Origin of the sequence: Halodesulfovibrio marinisediminis DSM 17456, assembly GCF_900129975.1 — a bacterium.
GTDB lineage: Bacteria > Desulfobacterota > Desulfovibrionia > Desulfovibrionales > Desulfovibrionaceae > Halodesulfovibrio > Halodesulfovibrio marinisediminis.
Window position 1 is genome coordinate 169,105 of sequence record NZ_FSRG01000007.1, and the last position, 21,805, is coordinate 190,909.

Here is a 21,805-nt window from a genome sequence, read left to right on the forward strand (position 1 = left end):
TTATGGAGCAGAAAAAAATGGCAGCATTACAGGAGCGAATAGGAATTATTGCAGGTGCTGGGCAGTTTCCTGAGCTTGTAGCGCAAGGTGCCCGTGAAGAGGGGCTTTGCGTAGTAATGTGTGGTTTTGTTGGCCATACAGATCCGGAAATTGAGAATCATGCAGATGTCTTTGAGATGTTGCATCTTGGTGCTCTTTCTAAGCTTATACAGTTTTTTAAGAAGAACGGCGTAACCCGCGTATGTTTTGCCGGTGCCATTAATAAACCTAAGGCACTGGATGTGCGTCCGGATTTACGTGCGGCAAAAGTGCTTTTTAAGGTTCGTTCTAAGGGCGATGATGTGCTTCTGCGCGGTGTTCTTGATGAATTAGAGTCTGAAGGGCTGAAAATTGTTCAGGCTGCTGAACTTGTACCGAATCTACGCGGCCCTTCCGGTGTTCTTACAAAGAAAAAACTCACTGATAAACAGCGTGAGACGCTGGCGTACGGTATTCCGATTGGTGAACAAATCGGTAGCATGGATATTGGGCAGTGCATTGTTGTTCGTGAACACATGGTTATTGCTGTAGAATGTCTTGAAGGTACTGATGCAACGATTAAGCGTGGTGCAGAGCTTGGCGGCAAGGGCTGTGTTGCCATTAAGTTGCTGAAGCCGAATCAAGATGAACGTATCGATCTTCCTGCGCTTGGTTTAAACACTATTCAGAATTTAGTTGATGGCGGCTACAGTTGTCTCGCCTATTATGCTAATAAGACACTTTTTTTCGACAAAGAAGCCGCGCTAGCACTTGCTAATGACCATAATATTGCCATCGTAGGTGTTGATGATGAATTTAAGAAGAGTTTGATTTAAACAAAGTATACTCTTCCGGTTCCATGACGGAATAGCCAATATACTGTATCATGTTTGTGAAGTGTATTGGTTGTTCCGTTTTTTATTTGCAATATAGTAGCTTACGAGTAAACTATACCATATTCTAATAGTTGAGACTCATAACGTCATTATAGGAAGGTGCACTATGTATTCAGTTAATACTATTTGGGACAATATAGATAAAGTACGTGGCAGTGGCCCAATCGTCCATAGCATTACGAACTATGTTGTCATGAATTCTACCGCGAATGCTCTTCTCAGTGCGGGTGCCTCGCCAATAATGGCTCATGCAAAAGAAGAACTGGAAGAATTGATAAAAATATCCGGCTCTCTTGTTATAAATATTGGGACGTTGAGTGCCGATTGGATTGAAAGTATGCGGCTTGCAGCATCTATCGCAGCAGCAAACTATAAACCGGTTGTGCTTGATCCTGTAGGTGCCGGTGCATCCACTTTGCGTACGGAAACCTCACTAACTCTTCTTGAAGAGGGTGCCGTGTCGCTGGTGCGGGGTAATGCTTCAGAAATTATGGCACTTGCAGGCGCAGATGTTGCCACACGAGGTGTTGATTCCTGTAAAGACTCAAGTGAAGCAGAGATTAGTGCGAAAGCGCTAGCAAAAAAATATCGTTGTATAGTCGCTGTCTCCGGTTGCGTTGATGTAGTGACGGATGGCGAGACGGTTTATAACATAACTGGTGGAAGTGACTACATGCCTCTTGTTACCGGAATGGGATGTATTGCTACTGCAATCTGCGGTGCACATCTGGCAATCAGCGAAGATAGTTTTGCGGCTGCGGTATCAGGAATGGGATGTATGGCGGCAGCTGGTGGACTTGCGGAAGTAGCATCAAACGGTCCTGGGACATTCTCTGTACAGTTTGTTGATGCGCTTCATAACGTGACTGAAAACGACATAAGCAGACTTGTCGAAGTGAGGGTTGTGTAATGAGAGAAAGTGCAGACTTTTCACTTTATCTGGTAACAGATAGCAGCCGTTGTACTATGATGCCGCTTGAAGAAACCGTGGCCGCTGCTGTACGTGGTGGTGTGACTATGGTTCAGTTACGTGAAAAGACGTTGGAAACAAGAGAGTTTGTTGAGAGAGCTCGTCAGTTGCGTGCTTTGCTTGCTCCCTTGGAGATTCCGCTAATTATTAATGACCGTGTTGATATTGCTCTTGCCGTACGTGCAGATGGTGTGCACGTAGGGCAGACTGATATGCGTGTACAGGATGTCCGTGCACTAATTGGTGGCGAGGCCATTGTCGGTATAACAGTTGAAACACCAGAGCAGATTGAAGAGGCGAATGTTCTTGATGTTGACTACATTGGTATTTCACCTGTGTTTTCCACACCATCAATCCCACGTAATGTAAAACCGTGGCAGATTTCTGGAGTGAGAAAAGCACGCAGTATGACTACTCTCCCAATAGTTGGATTTGAAGGTATTACTACTGCAAATGCTGCAGATGTTATTGCGGCAGGAGCAGACGGGATTGCTGTTGTGTCTGCGATTTGTGGTGCCTTGTCTCCTAAAGATGCAGCTCAAGAACTGCGCAAAGCAGCCTTTGTGTAGAAGGCGTGGTAGTTGTTGGAACTATCTAGTGTTTTTGTGAGGGGTGTATGAAGATTGCTGTGGCAGCGAGGAAAAGAAATGACGACTACATAGTCGAGCCTGTGTTTGGACGTGCAGATATGTTTGTGCTGGTTGAGCAGGAAGGTGATCAACGCGTTATCCAGGTTAATCCGTATAGGGACGACCCTGAAGCTGCAGGACGCAAGGTTGCTCAGTGGCTTATAAAAGAAGGCGTGACTGCTGTGCTGTGTGGTGATGTGGGCGCTAAGACCCGTTTTTATCTGAGTGAAGGCGGTGTTTTTTCGGGGATCGGATATGACGGAACTGTCGACGAAGCGCTGCAAAGGTATTTTGCTTCGTAGTGCTTGAAGAAGAGTTACTCATAATTTGTATGTAAGAGCGACCCATCGTATAGGCGATGAGTCGCTTTTTCTTTTCCTTGGGTAAGGCTGGGACGTCTTAAGGTGATAGTTTTTTTATCCCAAGTTTTTGCATCCGAGATCGTAATGTGGTTGGCTTAATCCCCAAAATTTCCGCAGCGCCACCATTGCCTTGTACTCGCCAGTTGGTGGCATCTAGCGCCTGAAGAATGTTTTCCCGTTGCATAGCGGTCCATTCAGCTTCTGTAATAATATCCTGAGGACGAGGTGCGGAAGCTGGTGGCGTTGCCGTCGGTTGCGTAGATGAGTAGGCGTGCACATTCATCTCTTTCGGCGGTGTGGCGTGGCTGTTATCTTGAATGTAAAACTCCATGCCTCCGCTGTGCGACATAATGACGGCACGCTCGACAACGTTTTGTAGTTCCCTGACGTTACCCGGCCAGTCGTATGCTTGTAGTTTTTCTACATGGTGTGGCTTTAAGCGCGGTGGGGTGACGTTCATCCGCTTTGCAGCAAGGCTGATAAAGTGACGTGTTAAAAGTGGAATGTCGTTACGGCGTTCCCTGAGTGGTGGTACATTGATCGGAAATACAGAAAGACGGAAATATAGGTCTTGTCTGAAACGACCAGCAGCTACCTCTTTCGTGAGGTCTTTGTTTGTCGCGGCAACGATGCGCACGTTTACTTTTCGGGACCGGTCGTCACCGACTTGTTCAAAGGTACCTTCTTGCAGGACTCGAAGAAGTTTGCCTTGAAGTTCCAGCGGGATTTCCCCAACTTCGTCCAGAAAGAGTGTGCCACCGTCTGCCATTTGGAAACGTCCTACCCTGTCACGGATTGCTCCGGTAAAAGAGCCTTTAACATGTCCGAAAAATTCGCTTTCAAAAAGTTCGTGTGGGATAGCAGAACAGTTTACGCGTACAAAAGCACTTTGACTACGGGTCGAACGGCTGTGAATGGCTTCTGCCAACAGTTCTTTACCGGTGCCGGACTCTCCAAGTAAAAGCACGCTTGCGTCTGTAGGTGACACAACATCGATTTGTTCCATGACACGGACAAGGGAATCGGAGTCTCCGATGAGCTTGTCATCGAGGCGTCTTTCCTGCACCACACGGCGTAGAAGTTCGTTTTCCAGCTCAAGTTCACCGCGCAGCTTTTGAATCTCTTCAAAAGCTACAGCGTTAACTAGTGCACGTGCGACGGTGTCCGCAAAAATTTTGTGCATCTTTTGATGCATAGAATGCAGCTGAGCGAACGGTCCTATCATTGGGCGGTCGTAAAACGTTGATAAAATACCAAGGAATTCATCGTTGTACATTACAGGGAATGATGAGTAGGCGTAGTACCCTTCCTCAATAGCCCATTTAGGACGGTTCCAGTCTTCAGGTGAAGGACCGATGGAAGGAATGCCTTTTTGGCATGAAGCAAAAATAGGTTCTGTAACTGGAACAAGATCGAAGGTTCCAAGAGTATGATTCCAGTCAGATGGTGTACGGTCACCAATGCCAGAATATGCCACTAACTTCAACATGGAGTCAGCTGACGGATGTGGAGTGACAATGTCAGCCATCTTTTGTGTAGGTCGAAGCCAGAAAGCCCCCATGGTGACATGGGTGCCTTTGTAACCGGTGCTTGCCCGTTCAATAATTTTTGATGGATCGCGTTCGTGTGCTACAGACAGCATCAAATCTAGAAATGGAGTGATGTCCAGCGATTTGAGTTTTGTTTGGAGTCTCTTATAGCTTTTAGGATGTTTTTGTTCCTGTCGTTCTTCCGGTGTAGCGGGTAGGGGAAAAGACTCCTGTTTGGCATCCTTAGGTAAAGGAAAGTCACTAATCGTGACATCACGTCCGGAAAACGTGGTGCTGAAAACTCGTTTTGAGGTTTTTTCAACACGCTGCGTGTCCGAATCGTCATGTAAGTTGTTGTTAGATGGTGCCATTATTTCCCCTCGCTCCATTATTTCGTTACGAAAAATCGTAATCAACGAAATTTCGTAGCTTACTCATCCGTATGCGTCAACGGAAAAGTGTTGGTATTAGCCTTATTAGCGTGAACGCTGTTTTTGGCACAGGATGTGCTAATAGAAAAACAAAAGAACGGTAAATACCGCTCTTTTCGGTGTCAAGTCCGTGTGGTCCCTCGCTTCACGGAAATGATTCAGTCGCTTCATTTTTGACAAAAGCCCAGTGTTCCCCTCACTGGGCTTTTGTCGTTCTAAAGGCTTTTTTTAACAACGGGATGTGTTGAGAAGAGCGTTCCAGTCATGCAGCGCTGTAATAAGCGTTTTCCATTCTTCAGGTGATTTTACCTGCATGCGAATAAATCCTTTCTCTGTTCCGGGAATGTTGTCGCAAAGCCGCACAAGGATGTTTCGTTCAAGCAAAAATTGATAGAACTGTGCTCCTTGTTCAGGCTTTTTCAATCGGCAGAACAAAAAATTAACTCCGCAAAAAATTGCGTCTGAAGCAAATACGTCTGTTGAACGTATCTCGTTTGTAAACATGGTACGATAGGTGCGCATTTGCGGAAGACGCTCACGGTAGCGGTCGATGCGCTTCAGGAATTCAATGCCTGCTTTTTGAGCAGAAGCAGTAACTGTCCATGGCATTTTACCTTGCTTGAGTTTTGTGATGGTGTCAGTGTCGCTGAGGGCATATCCCAGGCGGACACCTGTGCAGTAAAAAAACTTGGTAAAGCTATGCATGGTGATGATGCGCGTGCTCGAATTGCACCATTCACGGTACATTGCTGTGCGTGTAGCATCGTATTCCGGCTCCCCGTGCAAAAATTCTCGATAGGTTGAGTCTAGCAATATATATGGGCTTTTTATTGCTTTAAGAATTTCCCGCATGTTCGGGTAGGTGACAGTGGCAGGGTTGTTAGGGGAACAGAGGACTACAAGGTCGTAGTCTGCTGTGATTGCAAATTCAGCAGGGTCTGGAATAAAAGAAACATCAGATGGACAGTTGATCACTTCATATTCTTCAGCAAATACAGAGCATGCCTTGGCGTATTCTGAGAACATCGGTCCCACAAGTAAAACTTTTTTGGGCTTAAGCTGTTGAAACGTGAGAAAAATTGTTTCGGTAGAACCGTGACCGACAATTAGTTCTGACTGTGAGACTGATTCATGTGTGGCAATTGCTGCGGTGAGCTCAGACGACCAAGTGTCCGGATAATGGTTGTAGTCGCTGTATGCTCCTTGCATATTGGAGAAAAGAATTTCTTCTGTGATGTCTTGGCACAGTGAATTGGCATTACTGGAAAAATCCGTAATGTTGGAAAGCGCAGTGCCTGTTTCGCGTGCAATACGAAATACTTCGCCCCCGTGAGCGCCTTGTTGTGTGGATGTTGTGGAATCTTTCATGATGGTAAAAAATCTCCATATATGCGTAGTGCCTTGTTGTAGGTAATGCAGCAAGTTGATGCGGGTATACGTGAAGTGCTTTTTTTTTAAAAGAGGCTGTGCGAGCCCGCCAGTATAACAAGACTTTGCCAATCAGATGAATTTATGGCAGAGTTGAACGCTCTTTAAACTTCTGTTTTTTTGATGTCACCATAGAGGACTGCATGTCATCAAGACGTATACTTTTTCTTGCCCCGGCTACTTCGATTACTCGTATTTTTCCCCAGCTTAAAGACGCAGGTTTTGAAGTAGGGCTCGCGGAGAACTATAAAGGCGCACTTGCATTTATTGCGAAGTCCCGTCCTGATATAATTTTCTCTCGACCTTCATTGTCCGGTTATTCGGTGGAAGAACTGCTTGCTGCTGCTGAGGCGGATGCAGATTTTCCGTCTATTGTTGTGTTTTCTGATAAAGGAAGCGCAAGCGAAGCTGAAAAATTTCTTCAAATGGGTGCCCACGATTACTGGCTTGAGCCGCTACTTTTTGAAAAAATATGTGCGGCTATTCCTGAAAAGGGGAAAAAGCCTAAGGCTGTCCCGCCCACCACTACTCTTGGTGGAAATAAACCCGCTATTCCTGCGACGGAAAAAGGACCGACCATTATCGGTTCCAACCGTGCTATGCAGCGGGTAATGGCTTTGGCGCGACAGGTAGCACCATCAAAAGCAACCGTTTTAATCTCCGGTGAATCCGGTACCGGTAAAGAAATGTTTTCACGGTATCTGCATGCCCACTCTGACCGTGGAGATAATCCATTTATTGCAGTCAACTGTGCTGCGTTACCGGAACACTTGCTAGAAAGCGAACTTTTCGGGCATGAAAAGGGTTCGTTCACCGGTGCAATTTCACGAAAGCTCGGTAAGTTTGAATTAGCACACACAGGCACTATCCTGCTTGATGAGATTTCAGAAATGGATCTTGCATTGCAGGCAAAACTCTTGCGTGTACTTCAGGAAGGTGAGCTTGACCGTGTCGGCGGTACTGAGACGATTAAGGTTAACGTCCGTGTACTGGCAACAACAAACCGTCAGCTTGAAGACTGGGTTAAGGAAGGGCAGTTCCGCCAGGATTTATACTTCCGCCTGAATGTTATTCCATTGAAACTTCCGTCACTTGCAGAACGTGGCGATGATGTTATAGAACTCGCACGGTTCTTCATTGACATGTATACAAAGGAATACTCGCTGCCGGCTGCAAAATTGTCTGCCGAAGCTGTTTCGTGGCTGAAAACATACGACTGGCCGGGCAACGTTCGTGAACTACAAAACCTTATGGAACGAGCTGTATTACTTGCTGGTGGCAATGTTATTGAGCCATGCCACTTCCTGCTTGATCCGGATAACTGGCCGCTCTTTGAAGAAGACGGTGTAGAAGAATGTGCTGCAACCGGCACTGATTCTGATTCCGGAAGTGGTGATTGCAGTAACTTCAGCGGTAGTGTGATTCCTATTCACGAAATGGAACGCATACTTATTTTGAAAGGCTTGGAGCAGACATCGGGCAACCGAACGCAGGCAGCAGACCTGCTCGGGATATCTGTTCGAACCTTGCGAAACAAGCTTAATGAGTACCGTAGTCAAGGAATGGATATTCCTTAGGCGCAACGCGCAGACGTAACTGTACTGACAGGGGATGGATTCGTTGTTCTTCGCAGATTGGTGTGCATGCATGCCGGTATCGCGGCATGATGCAGCATATCGAATGTGACCAACAATATTGTTTGAACAGTGGGTAGATCACTACCCGTAGCCAAAGAGGAACAAGGGATGCCACAGAACGTAACGCAAAAGATTATTTCCGGACATCTGGTCTCCGGAACCATGAGTGCCGGCAGCGAAATTGAGCTGCGTATTGACCAGACACTTACTCAGGATGCCACAGGAACAATGGCATGTCTGCAGTTTGAAGCTTTGGGTGTAGACCGTGTAAAGACAGATTTGTCTGTAAGCTACGTTGATCACAATACACTCCAGATGGGATTCAGAAACCCCGACGATCATCGTTACCTTAGAACGGTTGCAGAAAAGTACGGCATTGTGTTTTCACCTGCTGGTACAGGTATCTGTCACCAGCTTCATCTTGAAAATTTTGGCAAACCGGGTGCAACTCTGGTTGGTTCCGATAGCCACACCCCAACCGCAGGCGGCTTAGGCTCTCTTGCTATGGGAGCTGGTGGTCTGTCCGTTGCTTTGGCAATGGCAGGTGAACCGTATTCCATCACCATGCCTGAAGTTGTTCGTGTTTATCTTGAAGGCGAACTCACCGGTTGGGCATCTGCAAAAGATGTTATTTTGCACCTGTTAGGTAAGCTCACTGTTAAAGGCGGCGTAGGCAAAGTGTTTGAATACGCAGGTCCTGGTGTAGCTTCCCTTTCCGTACCAGAGCGTGCTGTTATCACCAACATGGGAGCAGAGCTCGGCGCTACTACTTCTATTTTCCCGAGTGACGAAAACACTCGAGAATTTTTAATTCGCATGGGACGTCCGCAGGACTGGACGAAACTCGTTGCGGATGAAGGCGCAGAGTACGACGAAGAAATTCGCATTACACTCAACGACCTTGAACCACTTGCTGCCAAGCCGCATATGCCGGATCAGGTTGTTACTGTTGCCAGCCTTGCTGGAACTAAAGTGAATCAGGTTGCTATCGGTTCTTGTACAAACTCTTCCTATGCAGACCTTGCTTCAGTGGCAAATCTGTTTGCAGGCAAGCATGTGAAGTTTGAAACCGATACGCTGATCAGTCCCGGCTCCAAGCAGGTGCTGAAAATGCTGACTAGTGAAGGCTTGCTCGAGAATATTATTGATTCCGGTGCTCGTCTCTTAGAGTGTTCTTGCGGTCCTTGTATCGGAATGGGCGGTTCTCCTGTTTCAGAAGGTGTGTCTGTTCGAACCTTTAACAGAAACTTTGAAGGACGCTCCGGTACCAAGGATGCTCAGGTGTATCTTGTGAGCCCATTGACTGCGGCTATGGCTGCATTACATGGTGAATTCACGGACCCGGCAACATGGGGGGATGCACCACAGATTCCAGAACTGCCAAAAACTATTCCGTCTATTCGGGATCAGTTTATTTTCCCACCGGAAGACGGTTCGAACGTTGAAGTTGTGCGCGGGCCGAATATTGTGCCACTTGAACAATTCGCATCCGTTGATGCAGACATTGAAGCCAATGTTCTCATCGTTGCGGGGGATAATATTACCACTGACCATATCATGCCTGCTGGCGCTGTTATCACGGCATTACGTTCTAATGTACCGGCGATCAGTGAGCATGTATTTGAGCGAATGGATGCATCATTTGCAAGCCGAGCAAAAGATACCAAAAATGGTATTATTGTTGCCGGTGAAAACTATGGTCAGGGTTCTTCCAGAGAACATGCAGCACTTGCGCCGCGCCATTTAGGTGTCCGTGCTGTCGTAGCAAAATCTTTTGCACGCATTCATCGTGCTAACCTTGTTAACTTCGGCATCTTGCCACTTATGTTGGTAGATAAAGAAGCATACGCAGAGTTTGCGCAGGAACAGAATGTCACATTACCGGCTGTTACGATTGCTGCCGGTGAGCCTGTTGAGCTTGTTCTGTCTTCTGGAAAGCGTGTGGCAGTAACGAACGATTTGACGCAAAAAGAACTGGATATAATCAGAGCAGGGGGTCTGCTTAATTACGTCCGGTTCTCAAAAAAGTGTGAAGCCTAGGCGCAGGCTTTACCATATCCTCATAGAAAAGGATGTAATGTATGTTGGATTCCATTCGGCAAAATTCCCAATCCTGGGGTGTTAAACTTGCCTTTGCTCTCATTGTAGTAGTTTTTGTGTTCTGGGGTGTGGGCTCCATGAACGGCCCTTCAAACTCTGCTGTGATGGCCACTGTAAACGATACTGCGATTATGATGCCTGAGTTCAAGCGAGCATATGAACTTCAGATGAGTGCCATCAAAGCGCGTTTTCCTGGAATTGACGAGTCTCAGTTTAAACAGCTGAGAATGGGTCAGCAGGTATTGCAGGGACTTATTGCCCGCACACTCCTGCTTCAGGAAGCAGAACGTCTTGGCATGACTGTTACTCCTGTTGAATTGAAAACAGAGATCGCATCTATTCCTTTGTTCCAGAATGCTCAGGGCGAGTTCGATCCTGAAGTGTACAAGCAGATGCTTGCTGCACAGGGAATGTCTGCCGGTAGCTTTGAACGTCAGTTCAAAGAAGATCTGTTAACCAAAAAAGTTCGTGAGAACGCTGCAATCTCTGCAAGCGTTTCTGACGAAGAAGCACGCGAAGCGTTTGTATACGCCAGTGAAAAACGTTCCATGGATTACCTTATGTACTCCGCAGTTGACTTCTTTAACAAAGCAACTGTTACGGACGATGAGATCAAGGCGTTTTACGATACAAACATCGACCGTTATGCTGTACCTGCTCAGGTAACAATCAAATACCTTGCGATTACTCCTGAAGGTCTTGCAAGCACCGTAACTGTTGATGAAGCAGAAGCTGAAGCATACTACGCTGATAACAAAGAAGCATTTCGTAAAGATGAGCAGGCAGACGCCAGTCATATTCTTGTGAAGCTCGACGAAAATGCATCTGAAGAAGCAGTAGCTGCTGCAACTAAGAAGATCGAAAAAGTGCTTAAGCTTGCACGCAGTGGTAAGGACTTCGGCGAGCTGGCAAAAGAATACTCTGAAGGTCCATCCGCTCCTACTGGTGGTGCTCTTGGTACCTTCACCCGCGGACAGATGGTTAAACCGTTTGAAGACGCAGTCTTCTCAATGAAAGATGGTGAAATCTCTGAACCTGTTCGTACTCGCTTTGGTCTGCACATCATTAAGCTTAACAAGCTTGAAGAAGCCCGTACTCCTGCATTTGAAGAAGTAAAAGGCCAGATCATGACCAAGCTTGCAGAAGATAAGGGTGCAGATAAAGTAACCGCAACTCTTGATGCTGCAATGGAGCAGATGCTTTCCGGTAAGTCTCTTGAAGACATCGCTAAAGAGCAGAACCTTACCCTCGTGACTTCTCCTGAGTTCTCACTTGAGCAGGCTCCTGTTGCTGTAGGCGTTACCAAAGAAGCAGCAGAAGAGTTGTTCGCTGTTCCTGCAGGTACAACTGTCGATACTCCGCTGGAAGCTAAAAATGGCTACATTGTGGCTCGAGTTGAAACTTCCAAGCCAGAATCAAGCATGCCGCTTGAGCAGGTAGCTGCCTCCATCAAAGAACAGCTCGTTGCAGATAAATCTGTAGAGCTTGCATTTGAAGCTGCAAAAGCTGCTTCTGCTAACGTACTTGCTGATAAGCTTGATGGTCAGCCAAAAGTAGAAACTACTCCGCTTGTTGACCGTCAGGGCTTTATCCCTGGTATCGGCGCTGTTCAGGAAGTTGCAAAAGCAGTGTTTGAAGCAGATGGCAAAAAATGGATGGGCCCTTACAAAACCCCATCCGGTGCTGTGTTTGTTCGCTTGGACAAAGTTGATCAGCCTTCTGAAAAAGTTTGGCTGGAAGCAAAAGATGAAGTTCATAAAGCACTTCTCCAGCGCAAAAAACAGCAGATGGAACAGAGCTTTGTAAAATCTCTTGCTGACAAAGCAGAGATCATTATCAAGAACCAAGAAATTCTTGATAAGCTGTAGTTCTTACTTGCTATATGAACTGTTAAAGCCCCTCTTTGGAGGGGCTTTTTTGTGGTTTAATTCCAAACTGGAACAATAGTGTACTCGTGTGTTATGGTTGAATCAACTATAGCGAGAAGGAGTACTAATGAAGCGAGTAACTTTTTTTGTCCGTCCTAGTGGCGGAAAGTGGAAGGTCAAAAGAGAGGGGGCGGAAAAAGAGTATCGCGTATGTGAAACAAAGCAGGAAGGGGTTCGCGTTGCTCGTATACTTGCTGGTGAATTTTCACCGGCGCAGATTATTATTGAAAAGGAAGATGGAACATTTCAACAGGAATGGACACACACTAACTGCTCAGTTCTTTTTGAAGGCAGAGGTCGGAGCAGCCTAAAAAGACGGTAGTCGTGAGTGGTGGCTGTGACCTGTGTCAGAAAGATGTGCAACTAGCCTGAGTGGGATGCGATGTTATAAAGGCAAAAGCATCAATAAGGGGTAGTATAAAACTCCCACAGGAGCATGTTGCTAGGAAGAAAGCTTTTCTATTTTGCCAGTACAATTCTATAGTTACTGTTTTTGGCGTTGAGACAAGCAGTACTGTCTATAAGGAGGGACACATGGCTGTTAAGTATCACATTCATACCAAAATGATGGCTAGCGGGGATCATGAGGTTCACGTGGAAGGATGTGACTGGTGTCCTCCGGATGATCAATTGTGTTGTGTAGGGAAGTTTGAAACCTCGAAGCAGGCAATGGAATCAGCAAAAAAAATATATCCGGATGCAAACGGTTGTCATCATTGTATGCCGGAACATTATCACTTGCCGTAGTAGCTAAAAATCTCCCCTTACCTGAAGTAGGTTAGGGGAGATTTTTTTATTTGTCATAGTCTGGTTTAAATTTGGCTATGAATTTTGAGTCGATATAGTCTTTAATGAGAAATGCCAGACGACCATTGAAGCATATACCAAACTTGTGCAATACTCCTGTATTCTTCCCAGTGTTATAAATGAGTAGATAATCACCACCCGGCAGGAATTCTTTTAGTGGTTCATTGCTCAACCGTGCCATCACATTATCAGTGAGGACCTGATTTTGTCGAACTGCATATACTCCAACTTTGTCTAGCGGTTGAGGTTCAAACCATATGCAGTCACCCCCGCCGAACAGGTTGTCGAATTTGGGGCTTTGCAGGTACTTATTAACAAGCATTCCTCCATCAGGACCGGATGGAATGCCGGAAGGTTCGAAGAGTGGGCGTGGACGAACTCCCATTGCAACAAAGATAATATCGTCGTTGTATACTGTACCATCTGTGAGAGTTACGGTGCCAGTAGAAACCGTTGAAACATACTGGCCTCCGATAAGCTGCACCCCATGTTTTTCAATAATGCTTCGTGTTAAGCGACGTACTTTTTCAGGGGCACTCTTCATAAAATTTTTTCCGTGGTAGAGACGGACTGTTGCATTTGCTCCAGCTTCCTGTGCTGCAGCTAGCGCATTTCCGGCGACTTCTACTCCAGCAGGTCCTGCACCAACAACGCCGATATGTAATGATTTTTTATCGGCAAGTTCGATAATCTGGTTTCTTCCTTCCTGTAATTTTTCAATAGGCTTTACCGTGTAAACATATTTGGAGTCAGGTTGAACCAGATCATCAACTATGGAGCTTCCTGTGTTGAATGAAGCCACGTCATAAGAAATTTCTTTGCCGGATTTCAGTTTGATTATTTGTTGTTCAGGATCAACCCCGACACAGCTGTCCACATGAAAAGTTGCTCCCTGCTCCTCGCACATATGCTTCACAGGGAAGCTGATCTCTTTTGAGGAGTAAGTTCCACCCAACATGCCAGGCCCCATGCCTGAGTAGTAATGACGTTCTCCCGGACCGATAACGTCAACAGAGTGACCTTGTTCTATGAAATCGTTGATGGTGGTCATAAGTGTCATGTGGGCATGTCCTGCCCCTACGAGTGCGAGTTTTGCCATGGGTGCTCCTTTTTATATCTATGAAGCGTACAGAGGGGGGCCATAACAGCAGTTAGACTGTTGAGATGGACTTTCTTTTCAGATGAAATTTACATTCTCAGTCGTTACTAATCTAACATGATATGAGAAATTGTTTCTAATGTATAACAACTCTCCTTAAGGTTTAGTCAACCATAGCAGTTATAACTAAAAATATTCAATGATCTACTTTAAGGCCTTGTTGGGGATGACGTAAAAAGTGAAGCCCCCGTGCGGGGGCTTTTTAACCTATTCTTCTTTGAGCTCTTTATGGCAGAACCACCAGTCATATCCTTCGTGGGTGTCCAGCCGGATTTTTGCATCATCAATAGTCTGTGCAGGTGGAATAATAACACGGTCGCCGATAAGTTCGTTTTTGGGCCAGTTTGCCGGTATGGCAACTTTGTTTCTGTCTGAAGTTTGTAATGCTTTTACGGTACGGATAACTTCATCAATATTGCGCCCGACTTCCTGTGGGTAGTAGAAGACTGTACGAACAAGCCCGTCAGGATCAATAAAGAAAACCGCACGGACAGTGTTTGTGCCTTTGCCTGGGTGGACCATGCCGAGTTTTTCGGCCACTTCACCAGAGTCAGCAATAATAGGGAAGGAGATTTGGACACCGGTTTGTTCCTTAATCCATTCTACCCACTTGATATGCGCAAAAACCTGATCCATGGATATGCCGATAAGTTTGCAATTAAGTGCATCAAAGTCTTTAATGCGTTTTTGAAAACCAACAAATTCTGTAGTACATACGGGGGTAAAGTCAGCAGGATGGCTGAAAAGAATAAACCAGTTTCCTTTCATATCATCAGGAAGCGTCATTGTTCCATGTGTTGTTTTTACTTCAATCTGCGGAAGCGGATCGCCTAGTAATGGGAATAAGGTTGTCATTACAATCTCCTATAATGAAAGAACATATTGCTTTTGCGATTGTTGCATGGTTTAGATGTCAATTTTGTGCAAAAAAGGTAGTTAGTTCATTTTTAATATTATTTTGTTGAAATTGCGTGTAACAGGGTACCATAATGACATAAATTCTATGAACGGGGTTTGATTTATGAGTCTGTCTAAAGATGTTTTGTTTTTCGCTGATCAGCTCTCGAATGGTGTTATGATTTTTTCACCCGAATGTGAGGTCTTGTACTCAAATCCTGCAGCACAAACTATGTGGAATCATGGAAAACATGATGTGCTGGAGGGATTCGCTACCGGGGTTGGGGAAAAAACAATTTCTCAATATGAGCATCCGGTGATGCAGGCACTTCAATCAAATCGCTCCGTGTCACAAACTCTTCTCAGACAGAGAGCGTCTAAACAGGATGCTCTGCAATGGGTTAAAATGACAGCGAATCCCATTCGAGACGCCGGACAGATAAAGTATGTACTTCTTTCGCTTGAAGATGTAACGCAGAGCAAGCAGGTGTCTGATATTCTGAGCTCGCGTTCTTATATGCTTGATCAGTTAGATGTTGTGGATTCTATCACGGGGTTGTATAACTCGCGTTACGCACCGGTATTATTGGAAAGAACAATCTCTGATGTCGTTGAACAGCAAAACTCGTTGAGTGTTTGTGTGTTTGATATTGATCATTTCACCCGTCTTAATGAAGCGCAGGGCAGGCGCTGCGGGGATGAAGTATTGCGGTATCTAGCGGCATTACTTGGCCAGCACATGCGTGAAGGTGACGTTATGGCACGTACTGGTGGTGGAGAGTTTTTAGTTCTGCTGCCGTCCTGCAGTGCTAAAGAAGCATTGATGCGGATGGAGGCTTTTGGAGCGCAGTTACGCAGTGCGGAGTTGTCATGCACGGTGCGTCCAATTACCGTGAGTGGTGGTATTGCCGAAATGGCAGAGAATGAGAAAGGAGCACAGCTTGTAGAGCGAGCCGATAGTCTTTTGTATCTTGCAAAGCTGGATGGACGTGACAAGTTCCTTACCGAAGACGTTGTGTAACTCTTTTTTACAAATAAAAATTTATACAAAGTAATAGCCGAGATCTATTGCATATGTTGAGCAGCGCCGCATCCGTATTCGGGTGCGGCGTCTTTTTTTCCTCCCCCCCAGATACGGTACGGTGCCTTGAGACCATTGTTACGTATCCTTCATATCTTTGCCTCGTTATGTTGTACGAAATTCCATATGTATTGTTCCCCTTCGACCATAATTAGAAGGAGAGAAAATGGAGTTTACGAATCGGCATGAAGCAGCCGCCCACTATGCAGAACTATTTCGCATTGCCCGTAAGGAGTCTGAGAGGTCAGCTATTCGTTTGATGGCTGAGCTAGGGCGTCGTGATCTATTCTTTCTGCTGACACGGATTATTGGGCGTAAGGACATGGACCATGACTGGCACTTTGCCCGATGTCAGGAAGTGCAGCAGAAACCGGATGGCATGCTCGATCTGTGGGCAAGAGAGCATTATAAATCGACTATTTATATTAAATGTATAAGTGTTTTAAATTATTTAATATTTCTCGATAAAATTATACACACGAGCCGTTTCTGCGCTGATTTGTATAATCCTGTGTATAATTCTCACCCCTTAACCCGAAAGTGAACATTCGGGACTCCTACCAACTCGGAAAGTTTTTCTCCGATATCCAGATTTTTTTGATGAAACATTCTGCGATTGAGTAAGTAAACAGTAAGTTTTTTCACTTATCCACAGCTTAACTTGCTTAAATGAAAAGAAACTGTGGATAATCTTAGAGAGGGAATAAATTTCATTTTCCAAGATAACATCCTGAGTCGGTTGCGATATAGTGCACGTACTTTCGATCGAGGGAGTTAGCTTGCAGTGAGTTAATAACTTTTGATCATAACTTTATTAAAACTGTGGTCAACGAAAAATGACCACCTTGGAGAAAAAAATGAAAGTAACAGTCCTTGAAAACGCACCTGTAGAGATCAATTTTGATGACGTTGTTATCGCTCATAAACATGCACCTGAAGCAGACCTCACTTATTGTAAAAAGGGTGAGGATAAGAGTTTAACTTTTCGTTTCTCAGCAGATTTTATCGACGAGATTCTGGAAGGGAAGAAAGGCGTCGATGTTGGTTACAGTGAGAAGCTGAACATGCTGACCTTCAAAGGGTGTGACTCTGGGCGTACAATTGTACTGGGTGAGAAACGTGGTCATGGGTCACTCAGCTTCCGTTCAAGGGCTTTTCCGGTGCAAGCTGAGAAGGTTTATTTCAAACATTTCTACAAGCATAAAGACCGCTACTGCTGTTTCTTTGAAACGAAGTAGTTTCGTTAGCTGCCTCAGCTAGTTAAAATGATCGTCTGTGCAGAGTGTGTGGTGACTTCCACACACGCTGTTACAGATGGCAGCGTGTTAAAATGTTTTCAGTGACCATGTACTGTACCGTACAATCATATTAATAATGAACAACCATCAACCGGAGGTAAGCTATGGCGAAACCGCAACTAAGTCTCATTCCACGTAAATATGTAAACCAAAAAAATGCCGCTGCATATTGCGGATACGGAGTTGAAACTTTCCGAAAGTACGAGGGCAAATACAGTATCCCGCGTAAGGGACCTGACAACTCAAAGTACTCTGTCGAAGACTTGGATAGGTTCATGGAGAACCCACACACATTCTGTATGACCCAGAAACCACGTCGTAGAAATATTCCGGAGTTTGTATAGTGGGTATCGTTCGACAAGGTGAAAACTGGTATGTTCAATACCGTATTCCGAATGCGGTTGGGAAGGCTCCAGTGAAAGAAGCATGTGGGAAAGGTCCTGAGGGGAAACGGAAAGCTGAAATCCGTGACGCAGAGATCACGTTGGCAAAGAAGAAAGGTGAGTTCAACGCACCGATAACATATGATAAGTACTTTATGGAGGTCGCAAAGGAATACGTCGAGGAGTTGCAAATTAAGAAGATGAGTGAAGCGTATGTCAGCAATGTTAGGAGGTTGATTAACAAAGATTGGCGAGTGTTATTTAAAAACAAAGAAATGAATCAAATCATTTGGACGGACTTTAATCCGCTCCGGAATAAGTATGCTCATCTTGCTGAGTGTACTGCTGGAAACTATCTCGGCATGTTGAATGCTATTTTTAACTATGCTGAGATCATGGATTACATTCCGGTAAACCCGATGAAGAAATGGTTGGGTCAGAACAAGTATAAATCATCTCGCAGGAAGTTGACGATAACATTTAATGACTTTGCGAGGATTGTGGAGCACGCTCAGCCACATCTGAAGTTCGCATTACAAACTCTGTGGGCAACTGGGGTGCGCCCCGGTCCCACAGAATTGTTTAAACTGCAATGGTCTGATGTTAACTGGGAGAGTAAAAATATTCGTGTCAGGGGTACAAAAACAGAAGGTGCTGACAGGGTGATTCCACTTGATGATGACTATATGGATATTCTGAAACAGAAAAAGCAAGAAGCTAAGACTGATTACCTGATTGAGTATCGAGGTAAGCCAATTAAACGTAAGGTTGGTAAGTCGTTCGCCCAAGCTGTGCAAGCTGCTGGTATTAAGTCTAACGTATGTTTATATCATGTAAGACATTTGTATGCTTCAGAAACTCTTAAGGGAAAAGCTGACCTACGTGCTGTAGCAGGTCTCTTGGGTCATCGCTCGCTTAAAATGTTAACTGAAGTGTACTACCATGAACTCGAAGGTGAACGGCGGAAAGCCATCGAGGCAAAACCGAAACTTCCAAAACTCTAATACAATGAAAAACGAACACCTAGAGGGCAGCAATAGCTTTTATTGCTGCCCTTTTTTATGACCTATTGTTAGGAGTCAGAAATAATTATTGTATCGTGCAATGGGGTGAAGTGTTTACCATGGCTGGTAGGGGAGATGAAAATATAATTATACCCAAATAGATAACAGGAGTATTTTCAGGATTTGGAAGAGAGGACCTATGTGTAACTTCGTGGATGTAGCATCGTTTTGAATGGTTAGAAAACATGGGTAGAGTAACTCTACCCATTGAAATTATAATACTCGTGAAGCCATTTCATAGCAGTCTGCGATGCTGTCGACCCTAAAAGCATCATCTACTGCTGATTTTGGTTTGTCATGGACTGTTACAATGGAGTGTGTCGCAACGGTTTGTAGTCCAACCTTGTCAGCAAGAGTTAGATTCGTTGAGGCTGCATAATATGAAATACCCTGCGGATTAATAATCCAGTCACGAGTTTGTAAATGAGCATACATTGCTTTTAATAAGCTACCTTCATGTGCAAGCTGTAGGCGTCGGTCTGGACGAACTGTAGATTTAACTCCGAAGTATCCTTTTATATCATTCAGCTCACATTTACCACTCAGCTCACGATAGAGACAAGAAAGATGCTCAATATCGGTACAACAAAGTGACTTTATAGTAAGTCTTGAATCAAGCTTATCTTTATGAACAATGATGAAGTCTGGATTTGAGGATATGAGGCTTACCTGTTCACGGGCAAGTTTGAATCGCAAGTCTTCAATGTAGTTGAAGAGTCTTGGAGTGTAGACTTGAGCTAGGTCATATACTCTAACATTTGGAAGTGGGATGGCAACCCAATTGCGATTGTGTTTCACCGAATAGTTGTTGAAAAAAACTGCAATGAGGTATTCATACCAATCTCCATGAACATTATTTAATGCCCCTTGCTTTATTTCGGGATGTCTTCTCCTGATTTCGTGATCGAACTCACGGAAAAGTTCAGAAAAGTATTTTGATGATGGGGGAGAGGTCGCTTCAATTAAGGAGCAAAATGATTCAAGTTTATTGACTTGAAGGTGACCTGAGGGAAGTCGAGTGGTTAGTGGCATAAGTAAGGCTCCAGTAAAGTAATATTACTGGAGCCTTAACAGTATGAGAACTATGGGTCAATGCCCACTAACCATTGTGTGCCATAAGAAAAGTTCGCAAGGTATTTGCTAATGCATTAGCCATGATAAAAGGAACACCGTTGCCAATTCCTTTGAACATGTTCGTTAAACTCATTTCAGGCGGGAGGGAGAATTGAGTCGGTAGTGATTGGATCGCTAGTGCCTCAGCAGCGGAAATTCTTCGTGCCTTATATGGGTGTAGATGTACTTCATTATTTCCATAACAGGCAGTAGGAGAATAACGCCATCTATGCAATCTTTTATATGATTTCTTACTGTCATCTCCTTCAAGGACAGTTTGGAAGCGTTGTAAGCCACCTCTAGGGGTGAAGTGATTTTTTCCATTAGGATGACTTGCAACATTATTTTGCTCAAACCAATACTGAACCGTTAATTCTACTGGAAGTTCTTCGAGAGGTTCTACGACAGAGTCTTCAACAAATGGAGATGTTGTTGGCCAATTAAAAGCAAAAGCTTCTCTGTTAGGGAAAGTTTTATTTGCATCCCACGGAAAAAGGCTATCAAGTTCTTCAGAACTGTGGATCGTTGTAAATGTGTTCTTTTTTAAACCAATTAAGATAACGCGTTCTCTGTCTTGGGGAGCAGAAAATTCTATAGAATTTAGTAGCCGATCAGTCAGATTGTAGTGTTGGGAAAGCTTATTTTTCAAGCTATCATAAAATTCACGATGTTTCTTCGTTCGAATTAGCCCTTTAACATTTTCAAAAACAAAGAAGTCTGGAAGATGGGTTAGGATTAAAGAAGTATAAGTAGCACTGAGGATACCATTTTCCCCTTTGTGCCCTTTGTTTTTTCCACCAACAGAGAAGTCTGGACATGGAGGACCACCAATAAATCCACTAATCGTGCCTTCAGCTCTGTCTTGTTCAAGGGAGTCGCTAAGGAATTCTCTTTTTTCGTGCAAGAACTCGTCAATACTACAATTAAACATTGTAGCTGGGTCAACAATATGGTTCAGTTGGTTCCTAGCGTAGGCATAAGCGTTGAGGAATGGAGAATGTACTTCATTTACCATTTTGATCTCAAAGCCATTGTACTCAAAGCCCAAGTCTAAAAAACCGAGACCAGAAAAGAAGGAATATATATTCATTAAGATGCTCTTTAGAGGAGTAGTAAAATCTTAGAAAAGTTCGAGGCTAGTTTCTAGGGTACTTGAATGGAAGGTTCACATCTCAAGTTGAACCTGCTTATCTTACCAGCAAGAAAATCTCAATTGGTGATAAAAGGGGGCGTCTTTCCAGCTTTTTGATTAGTAGTGACTTGTTAATATATTGTTTAAAAAAAGTACCGGATTTTTTTTGTGAAAAAGATCTTTGTTTTTCGGTAAGTTGCATGGTTGTTGTTACGTCAGAAAGTGTGAGAGTTAACGGAGATTTTATCTTTCGGACTGGGCTTGCTCTCGTAGAGGTGAAAGATAAAGCTATATGGTTTCCCCAAAGAGGATACCCAACGTGATAGTTATTACGTGTTCGTTGTGTTTCTTATTATCATTAACCAGTTGCTAAAGCTGGTGTCTAAGCTTCGATAAGAGTGTGTATAAGTCAGTTAGTTCACATTCCCAAATCTCAAGGACTTTCCAGCCTAACTTTTGTAGCAGCAAGGTGTTAATTCGGTCTCTTTCTTTGTTTTTAGCAATTTTTTCTTCCCAATATTGCACATTAGACTTCGGGGGCTTGTAAATTGGGCATCCTTTATGCCCATGCCAGAAGCATCCATTTACGAAAATTACTGTCTTGTATTTGGGTAAGACTATGTCTGGGGTTCCCGGAAGGTCTTTCCTGTGAAGTCTAAATCGATATCCCATGGAATGTAGCAACGACCTAACAACAAGCTCTGGCTTTGTATTTTTTCCCCTTATTTTACTCATCATTTCACTGCGTTTTTCTTTTGAAACAATATCCATGAGATAACCTTTGTTAGTTATGGTTCAGGAATGAGGGTGTCCTCATTTGCTGTAAGCTAGTGGGAATATAACACGATTACGTTATCATGTTGTCGAAGTTGATGAAAAGTCACTTTTCGGAGTTATCACCTCAGAGACCGATATTAGTTCTCGATATTCTCAATGCCTTGTT

Annotated in this window: 21 protein-coding genes; 14 read left to right on the top strand and 7 right to left on the bottom strand. The window is 44.4% G+C overall.

Translation table 11 applies throughout. From position 1 onward, the window contains the following. Window positions 1-17 precede the first annotated feature (17 nt). From BUR09_RS14880 to BUR09_RS14895, 4 genes are all read left to right on the top strand, one after another. Complete coding sequence (locus BUR09_RS14880) at window positions 18-854, top strand: LpxI family protein (protein ID WP_074217793.1); 837 nt, start codon at window positions 18-20, stop codon at window positions 852-854. Window positions 855-1,020: 166 nt separating this feature from the next. Further along, the gene (thiM, locus tag BUR09_RS14885; RefSeq protein WP_074217740.1) at window positions 1,021-1,824 is read left to right on the top strand and encodes a hydroxyethylthiazole kinase; all 804 of its coding nucleotides are present in this window, start codon (window positions 1,021-1,023) and stop codon (window positions 1,822-1,824) included. Beyond that, window positions 1,824-2,453 (top strand): thiamine phosphate synthase, encoded by a 630-nt coding sequence (gene thiE, locus BUR09_RS14890; protein WP_074217741.1) that lies wholly within the window; start codon window positions 1,824-1,826, stop codon window positions 2,451-2,453. The genes thiM and thiE overlap by 1 nt, the downstream gene beginning before the upstream one ends. Window positions 2,454-2,500: 47 nt before the next feature. Further along, on the top strand, window positions 2,501-2,815 hold the full coding sequence (locus BUR09_RS14895; protein WP_074217742.1) for a NifB/NifX family molybdenum-iron cluster-binding protein: 315 nt from the start codon (window positions 2,501-2,503) through the stop codon (window positions 2,813-2,815). 97 nt (window positions 2,816-2,912) lie between these two features. Here the strand turns inward: BUR09_RS14895 and BUR09_RS14900 are convergent, their stop codons facing one another. Together BUR09_RS14900 and BUR09_RS14905 are read right to left on the bottom strand one after the other, a co-directional pair. After that, entirely contained in the window at window positions 2,913-4,775 is a 1,863-nt protein-coding gene (locus BUR09_RS14900) for a sigma-54 interaction domain-containing protein (RefSeq protein ID WP_139296869.1), read from the bottom strand. 288 nt (window positions 4,776-5,063) lie between these two features. Continuing rightward, a complete protein-coding gene (locus tag BUR09_RS14905; protein WP_074217743.1) occupies window positions 5,064-6,203 on the bottom strand; it encodes a pyridoxal phosphate-dependent aminotransferase in 1,140 nt (379 codons plus the stop codon). 203 nt (window positions 6,204-6,406) lie between these two features. Between BUR09_RS14905 and BUR09_RS14910 the strand changes: the two genes are divergently transcribed. The 5 genes from BUR09_RS14910 (at window position 6,407) to BUR09_RS14930 (ending at window position 12,675) form a co-directional block, all read left to right on the top strand. Beyond that, complete coding sequence (locus BUR09_RS14910) at window positions 6,407-7,840, top strand: sigma-54 dependent transcriptional regulator (RefSeq protein ID WP_074217744.1); 1,434 nt, start codon at window positions 6,407-6,409, stop codon at window positions 7,838-7,840. Between the two features lie 168 nt (window positions 7,841-8,008). Further along, window positions 8,009-9,940 (top strand): aconitate hydratase, encoded by a 1,932-nt coding sequence (locus BUR09_RS14915; protein ID WP_074217745.1) that lies wholly within the window; start codon window positions 8,009-8,011, stop codon window positions 9,938-9,940. Window positions 9,941-9,981: 41 nt separating this feature from the next. Continuing rightward, window positions 9,982-11,868 carry a peptidylprolyl isomerase gene (locus tag BUR09_RS14920; protein ID WP_074217746.1) on the top strand — a complete coding sequence of 629 codons (1,887 nt, stop codon included), beginning with the start codon at window positions 9,982-9,984 and terminating at the stop codon, window positions 11,866-11,868. 127 nt (window positions 11,869-11,995) lie between these two features. Further along, the gene (locus tag BUR09_RS14925; RefSeq protein WP_074217747.1) at window positions 11,996-12,250 is read left to right on the top strand and encodes a DUF2188 domain-containing protein; all 255 of its coding nucleotides are present in this window, start codon (window positions 11,996-11,998) and stop codon (window positions 12,248-12,250) included. Between the two features lie 212 nt (window positions 12,251-12,462). Continuing rightward, window positions 12,463-12,675 (top strand): hypothetical protein, encoded by a 213-nt coding sequence (locus BUR09_RS14930; RefSeq protein ID WP_084539515.1) that lies wholly within the window; start codon window positions 12,463-12,465, stop codon window positions 12,673-12,675. A 46-nt stretch (window positions 12,676-12,721) separates the two neighbouring features. On the opposite strand, the gene BUR09_RS14935 is transcribed toward BUR09_RS14930, so the two are convergent. After that, on the bottom strand, window positions 12,722-13,834 hold the full coding sequence (locus BUR09_RS14935; protein ID WP_074217748.1) for an NAD(P)/FAD-dependent oxidoreductase: 1,113 nt from the start codon (window positions 13,832-13,834) through the stop codon (window positions 12,722-12,724). A gap of 267 nt (window positions 13,835-14,101) precedes the next feature. Further along, window positions 14,102-14,749, bottom strand: coding sequence for a peroxiredoxin (locus tag BUR09_RS14940; RefSeq protein ID WP_074217749.1), 648 nt, complete (start codon window positions 14,747-14,749; stop codon window positions 14,102-14,104). Between the two features lie 166 nt (window positions 14,750-14,915). Between BUR09_RS14940 and BUR09_RS14945 the strand changes: the two genes are divergently transcribed. The 5 genes from BUR09_RS14945 (at window position 14,916) to BUR09_RS14965 (ending at window position 18,557) form a co-directional block, all read left to right on the top strand. Then, window positions 14,916-15,812: a GGDEF domain-containing protein gene (locus tag BUR09_RS14945; protein WP_074217750.1), complete on the top strand. Its 897-nt coding sequence runs from the start codon at window positions 14,916-14,918 to the stop codon at window positions 15,810-15,812. A 226-nt stretch (window positions 15,813-16,038) separates the two neighbouring features. Further along, a complete protein-coding gene (locus tag BUR09_RS14950) occupies window positions 16,039-16,416 on the top strand; it encodes a hypothetical protein (RefSeq protein ID WP_074217751.1) in 378 nt (125 codons plus the stop codon). A gap of 313 nt (window positions 16,417-16,729) precedes the next feature. Further along, window positions 16,730-17,110 carry a hypothetical protein gene (locus BUR09_RS14955; RefSeq protein WP_074217752.1) on the top strand — a complete coding sequence of 127 codons (381 nt, stop codon included), beginning with the start codon at window positions 16,730-16,732 and terminating at the stop codon, window positions 17,108-17,110. A 164-nt stretch (window positions 17,111-17,274) separates the two neighbouring features. Next, window positions 17,275-17,514, top strand: a complete 240-nt coding sequence (locus BUR09_RS14960; protein WP_074217753.1) for a hypothetical protein — start codon at window positions 17,275-17,277, stop codon at window positions 17,512-17,514. After that, window positions 17,514-18,557, top strand: a complete 1,044-nt coding sequence (locus BUR09_RS14965) for a tyrosine-type recombinase/integrase (RefSeq protein ID WP_074217754.1) — start codon at window positions 17,514-17,516, stop codon at window positions 18,555-18,557. Before BUR09_RS14960 ends, BUR09_RS14965 begins: the two co-directional genes overlap by 1 nt. A 273-nt stretch (window positions 18,558-18,830) precedes the next feature. On the opposite strand, the gene BUR09_RS14970 is transcribed toward BUR09_RS14965, so the two are convergent. From BUR09_RS14970 to BUR09_RS14980, 3 genes are all read right to left on the bottom strand, one after another. Then, window positions 18,831-19,649, bottom strand: coding sequence for a Cfr10I/Bse634I family restriction endonuclease (locus tag BUR09_RS14970; RefSeq protein WP_074217755.1), 819 nt, complete (start codon window positions 19,647-19,649; stop codon window positions 18,831-18,833). 67 nt (window positions 19,650-19,716) lie between these two features. Further along, a complete protein-coding gene (locus BUR09_RS14975; protein WP_074217756.1) occupies window positions 19,717-20,820 on the bottom strand; it encodes a DNA cytosine methyltransferase in 1,104 nt (367 codons plus the stop codon). 411 nt (window positions 20,821-21,231) lie between these two features. Next, entirely contained in the window at window positions 21,232-21,633 is a 402-nt protein-coding gene (locus BUR09_RS14980; protein WP_074217757.1) for a very short patch repair endonuclease, read from the bottom strand. Window positions 21,634-21,805 lie beyond the last annotated feature (172 nt).

Coding starts and splice junctions, on each gene's coding strand:
- BUR09_RS14935 (WP_074217748.1), bottom strand. CDS start 13,834: ATGGCAAAACTCGCACTCGTAGGGGCAGGACATGCCCACATGACACTT.
- BUR09_RS14940 (WP_074217749.1), bottom strand. CDS start 14,749: ATGACAACCTTATTCCCATTACTAGGCGATCCGCTTCCGCAGATTGAA.
- BUR09_RS14920 (WP_074217746.1), top strand. CDS start 9,982: ATGTTGGATTCCATTCGGCAAAATTCCCAATCCTGGGGTGTTAAACTT.
- thiE (WP_074217741.1), top strand. CDS start 1,824: ATGAGAGAAAGTGCAGACTTTTCACTTTATCTGGTAACAGATAGCAGC.
- BUR09_RS14905 (WP_074217743.1), bottom strand. CDS start 6,203: ATGAAAGATTCCACAACATCCACACAACAAGGCGCTCACGGGGGCGAA.
- BUR09_RS14930 (WP_084539515.1), top strand. CDS start 12,463: ATGGCTGTTAAGTATCACATTCATACCAAAATGATGGCTAGCGGGGAT.
- thiM (WP_074217740.1), top strand. CDS start 1,021: ATGTATTCAGTTAATACTATTTGGGACAATATAGATAAAGTACGTGGC.
- BUR09_RS14970 (WP_074217755.1), bottom strand. CDS start 19,649: ATGCCACTAACCACTCGACTTCCCTCAGGTCACCTTCAAGTCAATAAA.
- BUR09_RS14915 (WP_074217745.1), top strand. CDS start 8,009: ATGCCACAGAACGTAACGCAAAAGATTATTTCCGGACATCTGGTCTCC.
- BUR09_RS14945 (WP_074217750.1), top strand. CDS start 14,916: ATGAGTCTGTCTAAAGATGTTTTGTTTTTCGCTGATCAGCTCTCGAAT.
- BUR09_RS14960 (WP_074217753.1), top strand. CDS start 17,275: ATGGCGAAACCGCAACTAAGTCTCATTCCACGTAAATATGTAAACCAA.
- BUR09_RS14955 (WP_074217752.1), top strand. CDS start 16,730: ATGAAAGTAACAGTCCTTGAAAACGCACCTGTAGAGATCAATTTTGAT.
- BUR09_RS14910 (WP_074217744.1), top strand. CDS start 6,407: ATGTCATCAAGACGTATACTTTTTCTTGCCCCGGCTACTTCGATTACT.
- BUR09_RS14880 (WP_074217793.1), top strand. CDS start 18: ATGGCAGCATTACAGGAGCGAATAGGAATTATTGCAGGTGCTGGGCAG.
- BUR09_RS14900 (WP_139296869.1), bottom strand. CDS start 4,775: ATGGCACCATCTAACAACAACTTACATGACGATTCGGACACGCAGCGT.
- BUR09_RS14950 (WP_074217751.1), top strand. CDS start 16,039: ATGGAGTTTACGAATCGGCATGAAGCAGCCGCCCACTATGCAGAACTA.
- BUR09_RS14895 (WP_074217742.1), top strand. CDS start 2,501: ATGAAGATTGCTGTGGCAGCGAGGAAAAGAAATGACGACTACATAGTC.
- BUR09_RS14925 (WP_074217747.1), top strand. CDS start 11,996: ATGAAGCGAGTAACTTTTTTTGTCCGTCCTAGTGGCGGAAAGTGGAAG.
- BUR09_RS14980 (WP_074217757.1), bottom strand. CDS start 21,633: ATGGATATTGTTTCAAAAGAAAAACGCAGTGAAATGATGAGTAAAATA.
- BUR09_RS14975 (WP_074217756.1), bottom strand. CDS start 20,820: ATGAATATATATTCCTTCTTTTCTGGTCTCGGTTTTTTAGACTTGGGC.